15 protein-coding genes and 1 pseudogene are annotated in these 15574 nt (G+C 42.6%); 6 read left to right on the top strand and 10 right to left on the bottom strand.

Annotated features, from left to right (window positions below; translation table 11 throughout):
* The 3 genes from O9332_RS06965 to O9332_RS06975 form a co-directional block, all read left to right on the top strand.
* Positions 1–1168, top strand: a 1168-nt coding sequence (locus O9332_RS06965) for a formylglycine-generating enzyme family protein (RefSeq protein ID WP_288024501.1), incomplete at its 5' end; no start/stop codon positions are given.
* 213 nt (positions 1169–1381) lie between these two features.
* Positions 1382–1855 (top strand): type II toxin-antitoxin system VapC family toxin, encoded by a 474-nt coding sequence (locus tag O9332_RS06970; RefSeq protein WP_043998848.1) that lies wholly within the window; start codon positions 1382–1384, stop codon positions 1853–1855.
* A 2-nt stretch (positions 1856–1857) separates the two neighbouring features.
* Positions 1858–2085: a hypothetical protein gene (locus O9332_RS06975; RefSeq protein WP_004268635.1), complete on the top strand. Its 228-nt coding sequence runs from the start codon at positions 1858–1860 to the stop codon at positions 2083–2085.
* 268 nt (positions 2086–2353) lie between these two features.
* Here the strand turns inward: O9332_RS06975 and O9332_RS06980 are convergent, their stop codons facing one another.
* The 4 genes and pseudogenes from O9332_RS06980 to O9332_RS06995 all read right to left on the bottom strand — a co-directional run.
* On the bottom strand, positions 2354–2680 hold the full coding sequence (locus tag O9332_RS06980; RefSeq protein WP_004268636.1) for a DUF433 domain-containing protein: 327 nt from the start codon (positions 2678–2680) through the stop codon (positions 2354–2356).
* 505 nt (positions 2681–3185) lie between these two features.
* The gene (locus tag O9332_RS06985) at positions 3186–3464 is read right to left on the bottom strand and encodes a hemolysin XhlA family protein (RefSeq protein WP_002757205.1); all 279 of its coding nucleotides are present in this window, start codon (positions 3462–3464) and stop codon (positions 3186–3188) included.
* Between the two features lie 157 nt (positions 3465–3621).
* A complete protein-coding gene (locus O9332_RS06990) occupies positions 3622–4590 on the bottom strand; it encodes a cysteine synthase A (protein WP_271927316.1) in 969 nt (322 codons plus the stop codon).
* A gap of 24 nt (positions 4591–4614) precedes the next feature.
* Positions 4615–4815 (bottom strand): annotated as a pseudogene (locus O9332_RS06995) (PhoH family protein); the annotation flags it as partial.
* Positions 4816–4980: 165 nt separating this feature from the next.
* On the opposite strand from O9332_RS06995, the gene O9332_RS07000 reads away from it, so the two are divergent.
* Positions 4981–5874 (top strand): hypothetical protein, encoded by an 894-nt coding sequence (locus O9332_RS07000; RefSeq protein WP_288024506.1) that lies wholly within the window; start codon positions 4981–4983, stop codon positions 5872–5874.
* A 271-nt stretch (positions 5875–6145) separates the two neighbouring features.
* Here O9332_RS07000 and O9332_RS07005 read toward each other — a convergent pair whose 3' ends face one another.
* The 6 genes from O9332_RS07005 to O9332_RS07030 all read right to left on the bottom strand — a co-directional run bounded on the left by O9332_RS07005 (position 6146) and on the right by O9332_RS07030 (position 13494).
* Positions 6146–6946, bottom strand: a complete 801-nt coding sequence (locus O9332_RS07005) for a formylglycine-generating enzyme family protein (protein WP_288024509.1) — start codon at positions 6944–6946, stop codon at positions 6146–6148.
* 203 nt (positions 6947–7149) lie between these two features.
* The gene (locus O9332_RS07010; RefSeq protein ID WP_288024511.1) at positions 7150–7635 is read right to left on the bottom strand and encodes a PIN domain-containing protein; all 486 of its coding nucleotides are present in this window, start codon (positions 7633–7635) and stop codon (positions 7150–7152) included.
* Entirely contained in the window at positions 7628–7879 is a 252-nt protein-coding gene (locus O9332_RS07015; RefSeq protein ID WP_002739985.1) for a UPF0175 family protein, read from the bottom strand. The genes O9332_RS07010 and O9332_RS07015 overlap by 8 nt, the downstream gene beginning before the upstream one ends.
* A 282-nt stretch (positions 7880–8161) precedes the next feature.
* Entirely contained in the window at positions 8162–11050 is a 2889-nt protein-coding gene (locus O9332_RS07020) for a formylglycine-generating enzyme family protein (protein ID WP_288024513.1), read from the bottom strand.
* Complete coding sequence (locus O9332_RS07025; RefSeq protein ID WP_288024516.1) at positions 11047–12006, bottom strand: AAA family ATPase; 960 nt, start codon at positions 12004–12006, stop codon at positions 11047–11049. Before O9332_RS07025 ends, O9332_RS07020 begins: the two co-directional genes overlap by 4 nt.
* 6 nt (positions 12007–12012) lie before the next feature.
* Complete coding sequence (locus O9332_RS07030) at positions 12013–13494, bottom strand: VMAP-C domain-containing protein (protein ID WP_288024519.1); 1482 nt, start codon at positions 13492–13494, stop codon at positions 12013–12015.
* A 429-nt stretch (positions 13495–13923) separates the two neighbouring features.
* Between O9332_RS07030 and O9332_RS07035 the strand changes: the two genes are divergently transcribed.
* Positions 13924–14106, top strand: coding sequence for a hypothetical protein (locus O9332_RS07035; protein ID WP_128575192.1), 183 nt, complete (start codon positions 13924–13926; stop codon positions 14104–14106).
* A 63-nt stretch (positions 14107–14169) separates the two neighbouring features.
* On the top strand, positions 14170–15285 hold the full coding sequence (locus O9332_RS07040; protein WP_288024522.1) for a fatty acid desaturase: 1116 nt from the start codon (positions 14170–14172) through the stop codon (positions 15283–15285).
* The last annotated feature ends 289 nt before the right edge of the window (positions 15286–15574 follow it).

Here is a 15574-nt window from a genome sequence, read left to right on the forward strand (position 1 = left end):
CTATCGCCTACCGACAGAAGCGGAATGGGAATATGCCTGTCGTGCGGGGACCACTACTCGCTATTATTTCGGTGATGATGCTAATCAGTTAGAAGATTACGCTTGGTATAGCGGAAATTCTCAAAATACAACTCATCCTGTTGGTCAGAAAAAGCCCAATGCTTGGGGACTGTATGACATGAGTGGCAATGTTTGGGAGTGGTGCGAGGACAATTGGCATAATAGCTATGCCTGGGTAACAAATAATAGTAATGTTCACATAATACGTGGCGGCTCTTGGTGCAGCTATCCAAGTGGCTGCCGTTCCGCTTTCCGCGGCTTCAACAGCCAGGGCCGCAGCAGCCGCGGTTTTCGGGTGGTGTGCGTCCCCACTGTGACATCTACACAGTTACCTATCGCTACTGTGACATCTACACCCCTACCTAAAGTAGTGCCAACTCCACTGACAAACTTTACCGAAAACCTACCCAAGGGAATAACACTGGAGATGGTGAGCTTACCAGCAGGTCAATTTCTCATGGGCTCTCCTGATAGTGATCGCGATGCTAGGGATTTTGAAAAGCCTCAACACCAAGTTAAAATAAACAGTTTTGCGATCGGGAAATATCCTGTCACTCAGGCACAATATCAAGCAGTAATGGGAACAAATCCCTCTCATTTTTCAAATAATCCCCAAAATCCAGTAGAAAGGATTAGTTCGGACGACGCTCAAGCCTTTTGTCAGAAATTGAGTCAAATAACCGGGAAAACCTATCGCCTCCCCACAGAAGCGGAATGGGAATATGCCTGTCGTGCGGGGACCACTACTCGCTATTATTTCGGTGATGATGCTAATCAGTTAGGAGATTACGCTTGGTATAGCGGAAATTCTCAGCAGACAACTCATCCTGTGGGCCAGAAAAGGCCCAATGCTTTCGGCCTCTACGATATGCACGGAAATGTCTGGGAGTGGTGCGAAGACAATTGGCATAATAGCTATCAGAATGCGCCAAGTGACGGCAGTGCTTGGCTGATAAAGGATAATGATTATCAAATAGTGCGGGGCGGTTCTTGGTACGGCCTTCCAAATCTCTGCCGTTCCGCTTACCGCAACTTCAACTACCGCCGGGGCAACATCGTCAACTACTTCGGTTTTCGGGTGGTGTGCGGTGCTGGGAGGACTCTGTAACCCTTATTCTCTTTTTACCCTTTTTTACCCTTTTTCTCTTTTTCCCGCCTAAGGGCGGGTGGATTTTTTTTTGAGATTTTCTAGGGTGCGTCCCAGGCAGCTTTTGCCTTTTTGAAAGCAGCCCGTAGTTGGGTTGACGACTGTTACCCAACACCCTCGGAACCAAGATTAAATAGGGTATGATGGACGTTGGATAGATTTTCTCCTATTGCCGTGAGCGAAAGCGTCTATATTGAAACCAGTATCTTAGGCTACCTAACTGCTCGACCCAGCAGAGATATTATTGTGGCGGCTAATATTGAGATAACGAGGGAATGGTGGGAATTTCGTCGAAACGACTTTATTCTGTACACTTCCGAGGCTGTCCTAGAGGAAGTAACTAAAGGAGATACAGCGATCGCCTCCGAAAGGCTGGATATTTTGCGTGATTTTCCCTTGTTAGCATTGAACGAAGCTGCACAAGGTTTGGCTAAACAATTCTTAACCCGCAGTAATCTGCCTCCAAAAGCGAAAGTTGACGCGATCCACATTGCCGCCGCAACTGTCCACGGTATGGATTATCTGTTAACGTGGAACTGTAAGCATATTGCTAATGCTCAAATTCAGAGAAAATTGGCAGAGATCAGCATTGATTTTGGATACGAGTTACCGATTCTTTGTACACCCAACCAACTGTTAGGAGGTTGATTATGTTTCATGATGAGATCGTCGAAGAGATCCACCGAATCCGTGAAGAGTATGCCAAGTCCTTCAACTATGACTTGGATGCAATCTTTGCAGATCTACGCAAGAAGCAAGCGGAAAGTGGCAGAGAAGTTGTCACCTTGTCGCGAAAACCCGGTCTAGCAAAACGTTGGAGCGGACGACCGAAAGATATTGGTGATGATACAATGGATACCAGTCGCCGCTCAAGTTAGAATGGGATGACGAAGTAAAAGCTTTTTCGGCAAATTGTCCCCAATTAAATTATCAACTTTAGAGCATTGCTGGCCTCAGATATCTTAGGGTGCGTCCCAGGCAGCTTTTGCCTTTTTGGGAGCAGTTTAATCTAATACTAAATCCGTTGAGTATAGGCTACATATCAGGAGAGGCAACAGACAACAGGCAACAGGCAACAGGCAACAGACAACAGGCAAAACGGAGAATAAATAATCAGTTTTTAATAAGCGGATTTAGTATCATCCCCTAAACTGCCTGATTCTGCTCAATGAGTAAATCAATCTCATCTTCATGAGCTGCCGCATATACCCAAGCATTAGCTAAATCCGTAGCCTTAATAGTTGGATAACTTGTTAATAAATCAGCATCACTATAACCAAGACGACGAGCTTCTACTAACACCCAAACTGGAATTCTTGTATTGGCAATGCAGGCTTGTCCACCACAAACTTTAGGCGTTTTCTCAATTCCCTGCCAATTACCACCAAGACTTTGAGCGAGTAACTGGATTACCTGCACTTTTTCCCTAGGTTTGAGGGCAAGAAGTTGCTCTTCTAACTCTTTGATGATCACAGGCTTAAATCCCCATAAAGTTTTGGCCAATTATCCTCAATCATTTTACCAGAAAATTTGGGTTGAAAAACTCCCACTTTTAGTAGAGTCTAGGGTGCGTGTTTGCGGCTATCAATTCGGTCAAAAAACTCAAATTAACAATCCGCCGTAACGCACCACCTTTATCATTCGGGTTGCGTGTGTCTCCCCAGGAGTTTAACCCTCTGTTCTTTTGCTCTTTTGCCCTTTGTCTCCCGCCTAGCGACGGGTCGATTTTTTTGAGAAAATTGAGGTAGTGTTAATTTTTAACTACTTAGGGCTGGCTGAATAAATCTAAAAACCTTGTTGGATAAGGCTTTTAGACTTTTTTTCCCTCAAAAAGTGCCTACCATTGGAGTGATCGGGGGTAAAATTCCTGGACTTTTTCCCTGAAAATTAGGTAACTGACTACCTCAAAATCGGTAAAACCCTACACCCCACACCCCACACCCTGCCCCCAGGAAAAACTTTTTGCCGCAAACCCTAATTATGATTGAGAAAAAGGGAGAATAATATAGCGAATGACTGTTCCTAGTAAAGCTGTTCCCAAGATGCCGATTAACGTCCAAATCTGGGCTTTCTGAGAGCCTTTTAATTCTTTTGTATCTTCTTTTACTCCTTCAATATCTTTTTCTAAACTATCGACTTTTTCCTCTAATCTCGCCTGTACTATTTTAATATCCATAACATCTTTTTGCAGATTATCTAACTTCTGATTAATTGAACCTAAAATTTCCTTGAGGTCTTGTTCAATAGTAACTGACATCTGATGATTCTCCTAATAATGATAGTTATCAGCATTGTTGTCTATCTTATCTTAAGTGCTTGCCAAACATTGCGCCTCATTTTCCCCTGCTGCCTTCTCTAATTGTTGCCCTACCGCTACCATGATCTCAACTAATTTATGAGCCGATAATTTCTGATTAAGCCAATCCTTTCTCAGCCAACCATTGAGGATTATATAAACGAGATTGATAACGGGCCCCACCATCACAAAGAACAGTAACTATGGTGTGGCCTGGTCCCATTTGTTTAGCTAAAGCCACGGCAGCAGCCACATTAATACCCACAGAACCCCCCATAAATAAACCATCTTTTTGTAATAGTTGATAAACAACTTTGATGGCAGTGGGATCATCAATTTGAATGGCATCATCTATGGGTGCGCCTTCCATATTAGCCGTAATACGACTATTACCAATCCCTTCGGTAATTGAACTACCTTCCAGGGTAATTGTCCCGGTTTTCACATAACTATATAAACCGCTACCCATCGGATCCGCCACCACACAACGCACCTGGGGATTTTGGTCTTTTAAAAACATCGCCACCCCCGCGTAGGTTCCCCCGGTTCCCGTGGCAGCCACCCAAGCATCAATTTTACCGTCGGTTTGTTCCCAGATTTCCCGGCCGGTGGTTTCGTAGTGAGCGCGACGATTAGCCAGATTATCGAATTGATTGGCCCAGATAGCATTTTCCATCTCACTGGCCAATCTCCCCGATAATTTAACGTAATTATTGGCATCTCGGTAGGGAACCGCGGGAACAGTACGCACTTCTGCACCCAATGTTCTCAATAGGTCGATTTTCTCTTGGGATTGGGTATCGGGAATGATAATCAGGCATTTATAACCTTTAGCATTGCAGATATGGGCCAAACCGATGCCAGTATTGCCGGCGGTTCCTTCGACAACGGTTCCCCCCGGTTGGAGAGTACCGGCTTTTTCCGCTTCTTGAATAATATATAAAGCGGCGCGATCCTTGACCGAACCACCGGGGTTAAGAAATTCGGCCTTACCGAGAATCTCGCAGCCGGTTTCCTCGCTAAAACTATTGAGACGAATTAGGGGAGTATTACCCACCGCATCGACGAAACCATTTTTAATATCCATAATCTGTTATTTTTCGTGCTGTTCCTAGGCTGAGACGATTTTTTGTACCAAGGGATGACGCACCACATCGGCCCGCGATAGGTAAGAAAAAGCGATCCCTTCTACTGATTTTAGGATTTTTTGAGCGGCAATTAACCCCGATTCCTGTGGTTGCGGTAAATCGGTTTGGGTGACATCTCCGGTTACTACCATGCGCGAACTGAATCCCAAGGGAGTTAAGACCATCAATGCGATCGCACTTTCTCCACTGGGGAATTGAATCGTTGGCCAAATTCTACCACTTTAGCAAAATTGTTGTCTTTGCTGAAAATATTGATTAAATTGGAAGTTTTTAGCTGTTATTAGTTACTTAACCTAATATAGTGGTGGCATTCTGTAAGGAGTCCCACCGTGACTAACAATTCCCTCGATCCTTTGAATATTGGCAATACGATTAATACTGCCTTCCGTCTTTATCGTGATCGCTTCCAAACTTATGTATTCTTTGCTGTCCGCGCCTGTTTGTGGTCGCTTCTTCCCTTAATTTTGCAATTAATTCTCAGTCAATTACTTTATCAAACAATTACCCCCGAACAAGGCAGCGATATTGGTTTACGTTTATTTCTTTTCCCAGTACAAATTTTCTCGGCTGCTAAGTCTCTTTTCAATAATGCGGTTATCTCGCGATTAGCTTTTCAAGACATTATTTATCAGCCGGAAACTGCCGGACAAGCGGAAAAAAAAGTTAAGCCGAAAATGTGGCGCTTGTGGTGGATGCAGGTTTTGATCGGTTTGTTGGGAGCGGCAATAATCTTGCCGATAACGCTGTCTCTGGTGCTAGTCAGTTTTATCCCCATCCTTGGTGTATTGCTTATTTTACCAGCTTTTTTCTGTCTTCCTTTTTTCTTCCTTTGGTTATCTGCTCGCATTTGCATTGCCGAATTGCCCTTAGTAATTGAAGATAATTTAGGCAGTTGGCAAGCAATCAAGAGAGGTTGGCATTTAACTAAAAACTCGGCTTGGAGAATTGTGGGAGTGATATTTATTGCCAGTTTATTAATTATTCCAGTTTATATTCTGTCAGGGGCTTTGGCTTCAATTCCCTTTTGGTTCAATTCTTCGGAGAACTGGCAAACCCTCACGGAAAATCCTCTTTTTTTCCGACAAATGGCGATGTTTTCCTATGGTCTGATTACTATTTTCTTACTTCTGAGTATTTTATTAGTTCCTTTTTGGCAATCTCTCAAAAGTGTGATCTATAATCATCTTTTAGGCCAGGAAAAAAATGATGGGGGAGAATACTAATAACTGAGCAGCTGTTGATGTAAACTAAGACGCATTTAAACCGCTTATTCTTAGATTAGTTGAACTTCCCCCAATCCCTTTACTATTGCCTCTTGTCTCGTCTCAACAAGCAATTTATCCTAAATCCGTTGAGTAACCCACAGAAAAAGGGTTTCTCCGAGAAACCCTTTTTCTACTCATGATAATTCTCTCAATCCTTTTGTAGTACATATATAGTACATTTGCTCAAAAAAATCGAAAAAGGGTAAAAAGAGAAAAAAGAGAAAAAGGGTTACAAAGTCCTCCCTGCACCGCACACCACCCGAAAACCGTCGTCGTTGAAGTCGTCGCGGCGGTAGAAGTCGTAGTCGCGGTAAGCGGAACGGCAGCTATCCGGATGGAAGTACCAAGAACCGCCCCGCAGAACTTTAGATGCCTGATTTTGCTGTTTTTTGCTCTTTTTTATCTCCTCATAATTTTCGCGCCAATCATCTTGACACCACTCCCAGACATTTCCGGGCATATCATATAAACCAAAGTCGTTGGCGTAGAATTGCCCAACAGGGGTGGTTTTTTGGAGATTGCCATTATAGTTGGCTAAATCTGGGGTAAGAATTTCCCCAAAGTGATAGGGGGGGTAGGTTTCTCCTTTGTGGAGATTTAAGGGTTTGGTTTGCGCTCGACAAGCGTACTCCCACTCAGCTTCCGTTGGTAGCCTATATTTTCTTTTACTTAATTTAGAGAGCCTTTGGCAAAATTCTACGGCATCTAACCAAGATACCCTTTCAACGGGGTTTGTGCTGCCTTTAAACTCCGATGGCTCTGGTTCTAAATCTTGCTCTACTTTTAAATCTTCTCTTTGGGCAATATATAACCATTGAGCTTGGGTAATGGGATAAATACCCATCAAGAAGTTTTTCAGGGTGACGTTGTGTTGCGGCTTTTCACTTGTATTACCACTTTCTTGTTCTGAAGAACCCATTGTAAAGGTTCCCGATGGTATTTTGACTAATTCTATTTCTAGGTCATCGGTGAGTTTTTCTCTATAGATTAAAAGACGTTTTTGGGTCTTTTGGATGATTATTGTAGGCATAAGTAGGGTTTGCTGAATAAATGTGAAATATAGACGAGGTAAGGGTTTTAGTGTTCTGTATCGGCCCGCGTCCTGTAGGGGCGAAGCATTCGGGCATAACCTATCGGTGAAACCGTAGATTTTCTATCCGAATGCTTCGCCCGTACTTTTTCAGCAAGCCCTAAGTAAGTAATTATAATTAAATTAAAAATTGATTTTATACTCTATCCTTCACCAGCTAATTTTAACACAGAAGTACGAGTAGTGGCATCTAAGCGAAACTTCAGCAATTCTAGTTGATTAAGAATTGGCTCAATACGGTGTAGATAACCATTTTGTTTAGCCTTTAATAATATTCCCATTGTGCCAGTGAGTTTTATTCCTAATAAATTTGCATATCGTCTCGCCAAACCATCATCAAGTAAAGCGAGAGAATCGGTAATTTCTATTGCTAAAGCTAATACTTCTCTTTCTCCTTTTCCTAAATCAGTGACAAGGGGTAAAAGAGAAACTGATTTTGCTTGTTGAATAATTATCCAACTTAAGGAGGTTATATCAGGTAAAGAGATTCCAGAAGCTTTTCCAACGGCTAACTCTTGAGCTACTGAAAAAGGAATAATTATCTGTCCGTAAAAGTTCGGTAGTAAGTCAAGTAAGTTAGTCTGATAGAGGTATTGAATCGGTGATGTATCGGCAATTACATTAGGCATTAGCCAGATCCTCGATTAATTCTGCTTCCTTGAGTCGGAAGGTATCAACTCCATAGTCTGCAAGTTTAGAAAGAAAAACAACTCGCGGAATACCTGCTAAGTTAGCAGCAGTGCCAGAGGAAAGTTTTCCCAATTCATAAAGTTTAATGGCAGCAAGAAGAGAGATTTCCTGTGCTAGTTGTTCTGGGGTGAGATGTAAAGCGAGAGCGGTTTCATCGGGTAGGGAAAGAGTGATTTGGTACATGATGAATACTAGGATTAATTGATTGTAGGGTTGATTGTAGGGTTGATAGGTTTGATTCTAGGTTTGATTGTAGGGTTGATTCTAGGTTTGATTGTAGGGTTGATTCTAGGTTTGATTGTAGGGTTGATTCATGAATCAACCCTACCTTGATAAGGGGAAAACCTAAAACCCGTCTTCAATTTAATTATAACCAGCTACTGATCAGCTAACCTCATATAGTACATTTGTTCAAAAAAATCGAAAAAGAGAAAAAGGGTAAAAAGGAAAAAAAGAGAAAAAGGGTTACAAAGTCCTCCCGGCACCGCACACCACGCGAAAACCGTCGAGGCTGTCGAAGTCGACGCGGCGGTTGAGGTCGTAGCGGTAAGCGGAACGGCAGCTATTCGGATTGCTGAACCAAGAACCGCCCCGCAGAGCTTTTTTTGCCTGATTTTGCTGTTTTTTGCTCTTTTCTCGCCAAGGACTACCATCATTAGGTGCGCCTTGATAATTTTCCCGGAAGTCATCCTGACACCACTCCCAGACATTGCCGTGCATATCATACAAACCAAAACCATTGGGGGGAAATTGCCCCACGGGGGTGGGTTTGTCGCGACGTTCTCCTGCTGGTTCCTTAGCAAAGCGTTGCGTAGCATCGTAGTTAGCTAAATTTGAGGTGAGGGTTGCTCCGAAGTGGAAGGGGGTGGTGGTTCCAGCACGACAAGCATACTCCCATTCCGCCTCACTGGGTAGCCGATACTGTTTCTTGGTCATTTTAGAGAGCCTTTGGCAAAATTCTATGGCATCTAACCAAGATACATTTTCAACGGGGTTTGTGCTGCCTTTAAAATATGATGGCTCTGGTTTTAAATCTCGCTCTACTTTTAAATCTTCCCTTTGGGCAATATATAACCATTGAGCTTGGGTAATCGGAGTTTGACTTAGGTAAAAAGGGGCGATTTTTACTAAATGTCTGGGGGATTCTCGTTGGAACCAATCCCTATTGTATTTTTCCACTAGCCGCGCTATTTCCTCCGCTTCGGTTCCCATCCAAAACTCCCCCGAAGGAATATAGAGCATTTTTAAGCTGGGGGGATTTTCTTCAAAGTAGAAGGCTCTCACGGGTTCTTTAGCGGTAATTTGTCCCGTCTCATCCACAAAAACGGTTTCAGACTTGAACAGGGTTAGGTTAAATTTCTCGGTGATGATTTCTTCTTCTGTGTTATCCAAGACTTCCCTAAACTGGACTGGCATTGTCTCGGCGGTTATTTCTTCGCTTGCCAAAATTTTAAGCTGCTCAGGGGTTAAACGAAGACGCTGATACAGTTCCCCATCTTCTACGCTGAAATCCTTAAGTCTATGCTTGAGCAGTTGAAACAATATTTCCTCTCCTCCCGTAAGCTCTTTTACCTTAGCTATGGTTACGGTTTTATATTTCCTCAGCCACTTTTCCTCAACCGGTGGGGGTGGAGGTGAGTCAACCATAGATTGCAGCTTTTGGCTAATTTCTTGGTACTTTGCTTCCCCTAGCTTTTGGAAAACCTTAGCAGATACCTTGGCAAAGGCGCGAACTAGATTAGCTGCTTCTTTGCCGAGGAGAACTTGGGGATTTGTAAGAATAAGACCAAAAAAGGTGGTGGTACTCAGGTTAAGTTTTTGGGCGATGTATTCCGAGAGGACAAAAATTACCTCTAAGGCGCGGCTATTCCCTAGTTCAGTGAGCAGAAGCTCTCTCACTTCATCATCAAATTCAAAATCTAGGCTGTTGGGGGGAGTATGAAAGTTAAATTTACCTCCTTTGTCCCACTTCACTGGTTCCCCTCCTAGATAGACTTTAAGAAAACCGCTAAGGATGACTTCTGCTATGTTTAGGGGGTTAGAGGCGCTTAAAAGTTTGCTTTGGATAAGACGGATGATGGGAAGATTTACCGGGGCTGCGGCTAATTTTTTCAGTAATTCCCAAGCTAGAGGTGAGGCGGTACTAGCGAATAGTTCTAGAGCTTGCTTCCCAGACATCTCCGGAGAAATAGTTGCGGGTATTTCTCTGTTTTGGGGGGATTTTTCTAGTAGTACCCCCGCACAGGTGGCGTTGCTGTCACCACTGACAACGAGCGCCCAAGCTTTTAAGGATGAAGGGGTTAGGGAGATGGTGGGTAGGGGAAAGTAGGTTTTTTGGATTGTTTCTCTGAGAATATGTTGATTTTCCTCTTCCTTCTCAATTTGTAGCAGCAGGGGGATAGAGGTAAATCTCCAGTTTTGTGAAGGTTTCCGGGGGGTTTGGTTGACTAGGGAGACGAACCAACCTCGACTAAGGGCGGTTCTTTCCCACATTGCTTCGGGGAAGGGAGAAAGCAGGGTGACGATTTGGTGTTTTCCCCAGTCTTGAAGAGCTTGGTTATAGCGTCCTTGATACCAGTCTGGGGAAGTACAATCACTGTAGAAGAGGATAAGTCTTTCGCCGCGAGGATGGATGAGATCTTTTGGGTGAATTGAGCAAGTATCGTTAGAGTAGGTGCGGATGGCTAAATTTTGCCTGTCTTCGTCCCATCCTATGCGGTAGAGTTTGACATCCCGAAAGGCCCCGATTTGTTCTAGCCAATCGCGGATTTCCCCGGCCATTTCTTTCCAAAAGACCATGGAGGCCCATTCTTCAATCAGTAAAACTACCTCTAGGGAACGGACTTTTTTGGCTTGGTAAACGGGTATTAGGGCTAAACTGCCATCTTTCTTGCCGATGCTATACTCGGCCGATTTCTGTACGGTGCTGTTTAGGTTTATTTGTCTTTGGGTGGCTGAGTCTATCTTTTGGATGAGGGGACGCACTGCCCGCCCTAATTTTAGGGTTTCTCGCCAGAATTTGGCATCGGGGATGCTAATGGGTAGGGTGTCTGCGCCTATCTTCTCAGGCTGTTTTTGTGCTTCTGTCTCGCGTATTAAGGGAACTTCATCCGATGGGGCTGCTGGCTCTTGGGTTTCGTTTTTACTCTCCTGGGGGGGGTTTTTAGTGGTCGGGGTTTCTTTCTTTTCTTCCCTAGGCTCTGGACGGGGTTGGGGTTTTCCTTCTTCTTCTTGGGTGAGAACATACCACCATAAACTATCAGCTATCTGGTAACTGTCTAGGTCCCATCCCCTGCCCTTGACAAAGGTGATAAATTTATCAATCAGTTCTGGTGTGGGAAGGGTTTGGGTCATGTATTGCCTGTGTCGGTGAGATAGGTAAATAGTAGGTTGGTAAGGGACTTTAATTCTGCACCCGTGGGTTTATCTTGGCCTATGCTCATAAAGACGGCGTTTAAAAGCTGGTCTGTTGCTAGTTCCCCTTTTTCTCGTTTTTTAACATATTCTGCGATCGCTGCTTCTATTTTTTTACTTTCGGGACTGGCTTCTTTATAATTAAAATGGCTTTTTACTATCTTTTTTAGTTCCTCTGGGGTGGGGTCGGGAATTTCTAAGAGCAGACATCTACGTTTAAAGGGTAGGGGAAAATCCCTCTCGCCGTTGCTCGTCATAATCACTATGGGGAACTGTTGGCAGCTTACCTTACCTTGGGGGATGGATTCCCATTCACCGTCATGGGTTTGTACTGGTATTGGTTCGTTTTCGGTATCTTTCGCGAGTCGGGAAAGTTCGGTGATTTCAAATCTTCCCTCTTCAAAAAGGTTTAAGAGGTCGTTGGGTAGGTCGATGTCACTTTTATCTATCTCATCGATAAGCAGTACCCGGGGATAATTTCTCGGACAGAGGGCTGTCCCCAAGGGACCCAAGCGGATATACTGCCCTATGTCTTTTTTTTCTTCTAATTGGTAATCTTGCAAACGTGCGATTGCGTCGTAGTAGTATAATCCCTCTTGTAGGGTGGTGCGGGTATTAATTGGCCAGACTAATACTTCTCCTAAGTCTAATTCGTAGGCGATTGCGTAGGCTAGGGAGGTTTTCCCTGTACCCGGTTTCCCTGTGACTAAAATAGGCCGGCGTAGGTGAATGGCTGCGTTTACGGTTTCGATGGTTTTATCGTTAACTATGAGTTGTTTTCCCCGCTCCTCGGATTTGTTGGTGGCGAAGCTTCGCCAAGGTGGGATTTTTGGCCAGGGAATCTCATCCCTTGAGCGTTTTTGATGATTGCCTTGAAAGATTTTCCATGAACTCATAGTTAGTTAACCTAGGTGCTGAGATGTTAAGTAGTGGAAGGGGGGCATCCGATTAGGGTCTTCTAGAAGTAATGATAAATGATGCCCGAAATAGTCAGATTGGGATTCCTGTTTTTCAGGTGGATTTCTTGCCTTATGTATTAGTTTTGGCAGTTCGGTGATGGGTTGATTGCTAACTAGGGCATTAATTTCATCTTTGTGAGTTGGCGATAAATTATAACGGCGTGACCAAAGGGCTAAAGGTATGCCTTCTGATGCTATTTCTATAAGCATTTCTTCATGACTTTGTTGACAATCACAAAGATTAATCCATAGGGTTAAATTTTCTTGTCGGCGGCAGTGATGTTTACAGTCATTATCTTGTATGTCTTCTACGATTATTGCTTCATTTTGTAATTTCTCCCATTTTTTTATCCATTTTTTGTATGGGTCAGAAGTTTTGTCTATACAAGACCTTGCTGAAAGACGACTATTAACAAAGTAATTTTCTTTTAGTTTAGTATTTGGTTTAAATTCACTTTTATACTCCCAAGATTCAAAATCACTAGATAATAGCTTTTCATCGGCGAAGAACTCAACGGACGTTATTTCTTCACTCCGTTCTCGACAGTCATTAATAATATGGGTTAAAGTATGGTTATGATCATACAGGGGTATATGCTTAATATCTTTGTTTTGAATGTTGTTAGGATTTAATCGCCAAAACCAAGCTCGTATTAGATATTTTTCAATATTTTCAATAGTCGTAATATTCTTATACTGAAGGTTTTTGCTACTGTCCACCTTTATAATTAAATAGGCTTCTAACCCTTCCTTCGGTAATTCAATCCGCTCCAATTGTGTGCTTGTTAATTGCTCATAATCAAGGTCACTAATATTTGTCTGCATTTTTAAATCATTGACCGTTTGCTCAAAAATTAATTGAATTAATGGATCATCAAGGCGTTGATCATAAGCTAAGTTATGTAGTAAGCTAAACAAAAAACTTTCTTCATAATCTTTAATCTTCTCAATCAATTCCTTAAGGTTACTATTTTGTATTTTAGGATCATCAGATAAATAGGATTTGATTATAGCAGCAGTCATCGGTCTTTTTATCTTTAATTCATTATTTAACTTTTCAAAGATTTTAATCTTATCATTATTCTCTACGTTAATCTTATTAATAATTTGCGATTTATTTTTTAAGTTAATATATTCTGTAATCAGTGGCACGAATTGGTTTTTCTGTATTTTTTCTCTATTTTCTCCTGTTACATGATTAAAGGCGTTGGTGATTTTCCCAAAAAAATTTGACATTTCTCTTCTCAAATGTCCTTCAGTGCAATTACAATTAGCTGAAGCTAAAATTTCTGAATACTTTAATCTTTCATAACATCCTTTAATACCTTTTAATTCTAATTCACTTAGAGTTAGGTTCTGTTTTCCCTCGCGCAACAATTCTAGGACATTATCCACAAACTCTTCCTTCAACTCTTCCTTAGTCATAATTTAGACAGTTGTAGTGATAAGTAACTCAACACTAATCCTATCACACACAGGACTCCCAAGCAAGAGCCAATAAGTCTGTCTAGGCGTTAAAAATTGTCAGATGCCCCCCTTATTAAGGGGGGATTAAAGGGGGGACTAAGGGGGGATCGGCACCCCCCTTATCAAGGGGGGCAGGGGGGATCGAACCTAAAATCCATTTTTAATTTAATTATAACCAGCTACTTAAGTCTGTCTAGGCACTAGCAACGGTTTGTAACAAAAAGATCGGTTTGTAACAAAAAGATCTTTGAGAAAGCTAAAAAGATCATTTTAGCCACTGAAAAGCACGCCAAAAGATCCTTGGAGATTTTAAAAAAGACGATCAAAATGCTACCTATTCCTCTATTTTGCAAGTTTATTATGAAAAAAAACAGAGGAATTAAGCCTATGTATTTATCAACTGATCAGATTAAATCACTAACCCAGAGGCTAAAAAATCGCTTGGGGTATGTACCCAAAGAAGCTTGGGTAATTAATCTCGCCATCGAGATAGAAATCTCTCCAAAGCCGTTTTTTAGTGATGGGCAATTAGTCCAGCACTACCGAGAAATCGAACAGCTGCACAGCTAATAAAACCGCCTGAATTTGGTTATTTAACCATTTTCAGGACAGTACAACTTATTTTCTACTGTCATGATACTGAAAAAACCCACCCCAACACAAGCATCGGCTTTAAGGGATAATCCACGCCTAGGGATGCTCCAACTCAGCGATAATCGTCTCGTACAAGCTTTCTTTGACTGGCTAACAGGCTACTACCTTGCTCCCCCTCTCTGGAAAAGCACGCCCTCCTTAGAGCTAATCTATGGCATACTCCAGTATATAGGCGGATTAGCGATCGCTCTTAGCCACTGGCAATTAATACCCCTAGGATGGCTGCTATCCGTAGCTGGAGCGGCTCAATTGCAGGAAATAGCCCACTTTTGCGCCCATAATGCTTTTTTCCCTCAATATCCCACTTATAACCATCTTTTAGGTTGTTTACTTACCTTAATTACCGGGAAAAAGCCCTTTCCATTGTTCAAAAAAGATCACCTATTAATTCACCACCCGCCGAAAAACTTAGCTACCATGAATGACAAGGGGAATACCCCCTACCTAGTAGAAGAGTTAGGTTTTGAATTTGGCCAAGAAGAGGCCTTCTATTGGCAAAATTTGGGCAAGTTATTACTCTCTCCCAAGTTTTACGGAGAAACCTTCCTTGCTCGTCTGACTAATCTCCTTAAAGCCCCCATTAACTATCAAATAGCTACCCTGATTGTGCTTTTCTTGGCCTCTGTTTGTGCGGGTTTAACCCATTCTTGTTTAATCTGCTTACTCTGGGCGGTATTTACCCAACTCGGAACCTATGCAGCCGCACTCTTGCAACAGCTACCGGAGCATAATTGGGCCTATGAAGCCGATGAGAATGAGGGAGCTAAATCTCAGGTAATTGGTAAATCTTTTGCCCTATATTTGGGTGCTTATCCTCCGCACTCGGACCACTGGTTAGAGTGGTTAAAATGGTACATAGAATTAGTGGGAGCAGTCTTTATCCGGCTAATCATCCTTCCAGTTAGCCTAGGGGCGCACTGTGTTCACCATGCTACACCAAACGATAACAACTGGGCTAATCAACTATACACCCTAAGAGCTTTTCAGACTGGCTCGGTGAAAGGATGGCAGCGTTATCGATTCCTTGAGGTTTGGGGATACCGAAACTCCTTAAACTACGTCTTTGTCGGTTTTAGTTTAAGGGGAAAAAGCTAAATTAAACTCGGTGTGCAACTATATTTTTAGTCTTGATTTACAACAAGGCTTTCAGAAATCAGCAGAGATAAAGTATCCTCTGGAACCCTGATTCTGTCGTTTTTAGTTGCACATCGCGTTAAATTAACCTAATTCTATACTCTCTCGCAAGAGTACAAGAGCGACTATCTCAACAATCTGTTATTGGCTCTCCCAGGTTTGGTGGGTAAAATGTATTCTAAGATACATTACTCCTAGCGAGGGAGTGGAGCGAACCACAAAGACACAAAGGACACAAAGATCGATCCTG

Origin of the sequence: Microcystis sp. LE19-10.1B, assembly GCF_027530565.1 — a bacterium.
In the GTDB taxonomy this organism is placed as follows: domain Bacteria; phylum Cyanobacteriota; class Cyanobacteriia; order Cyanobacteriales; family Microcystaceae; genus Microcystis; species Microcystis aeruginosa.

What these genes read in the sequence shown, in the direction of transcription:
- O9332_RS06975 (WP_004268635.1), top strand. Translation starts at nt 1,858, where the DNA reads ATGTTTCATGATGAGATCGTCGAAGAGATCCACCGAATCCGTGAAGAG.
- O9332_RS06985 (WP_002757205.1), bottom strand. Translation starts at nt 3,464, where the DNA reads ATGTCAGTTACTATTGAACAAGACCTCAAGGAAATTTTAGGTTCAATT.
- O9332_RS06990 (WP_271927316.1), bottom strand. Translation starts at nt 4,590, where the DNA reads ATGGATATTAAAAATGGTTTCGTCGATGCGGTGGGTAATACTCCCCTA.
- O9332_RS07005 (WP_288024509.1), bottom strand. Translation starts at nt 6,946, where the DNA reads ATGCCTACAATAATCATCCAAAAGACCCAAAAACGTCTTTTAATCTAT.
- O9332_RS07010 (WP_288024511.1), bottom strand. Translation starts at nt 7,635, where the DNA reads ATGCCTAATGTAATTGCCGATACATCACCGATTCAATACCTCTATCAG.
- O9332_RS07015 (WP_002739985.1), bottom strand. Translation starts at nt 7,879, where the DNA reads ATGTACCAAATCACTCTTTCCCTACCCGATGAAACCGCTCTCGCTTTA.
- O9332_RS07020 (WP_288024513.1), bottom strand. Translation starts at nt 11,050, where the DNA reads ATGACCCAAACCCTTCCCACACCAGAACTGATTGATAAATTTATCACC.
- O9332_RS07025 (WP_288024516.1), bottom strand. Translation starts at nt 12,006, where the DNA reads ATGAGTTCATGGAAAATCTTTCAAGGCAATCATCAAAAACGCTCAAGG.
- O9332_RS07030 (WP_288024519.1), bottom strand. Translation starts at nt 13,494, where the DNA reads ATGACTAAGGAAGAGTTGAAGGAAGAGTTTGTGGATAATGTCCTAGAA.
- O9332_RS07035 (WP_128575192.1), top strand. Translation starts at nt 13,924, where the DNA reads ATGTATTTATCAACTGATCAGATTAAATCACTAACCCAGAGGCTAAAA.
- O9332_RS07040 (WP_288024522.1), top strand. Translation starts at nt 14,170, where the DNA reads ATGATACTGAAAAAACCCACCCCAACACAAGCATCGGCTTTAAGGGAT.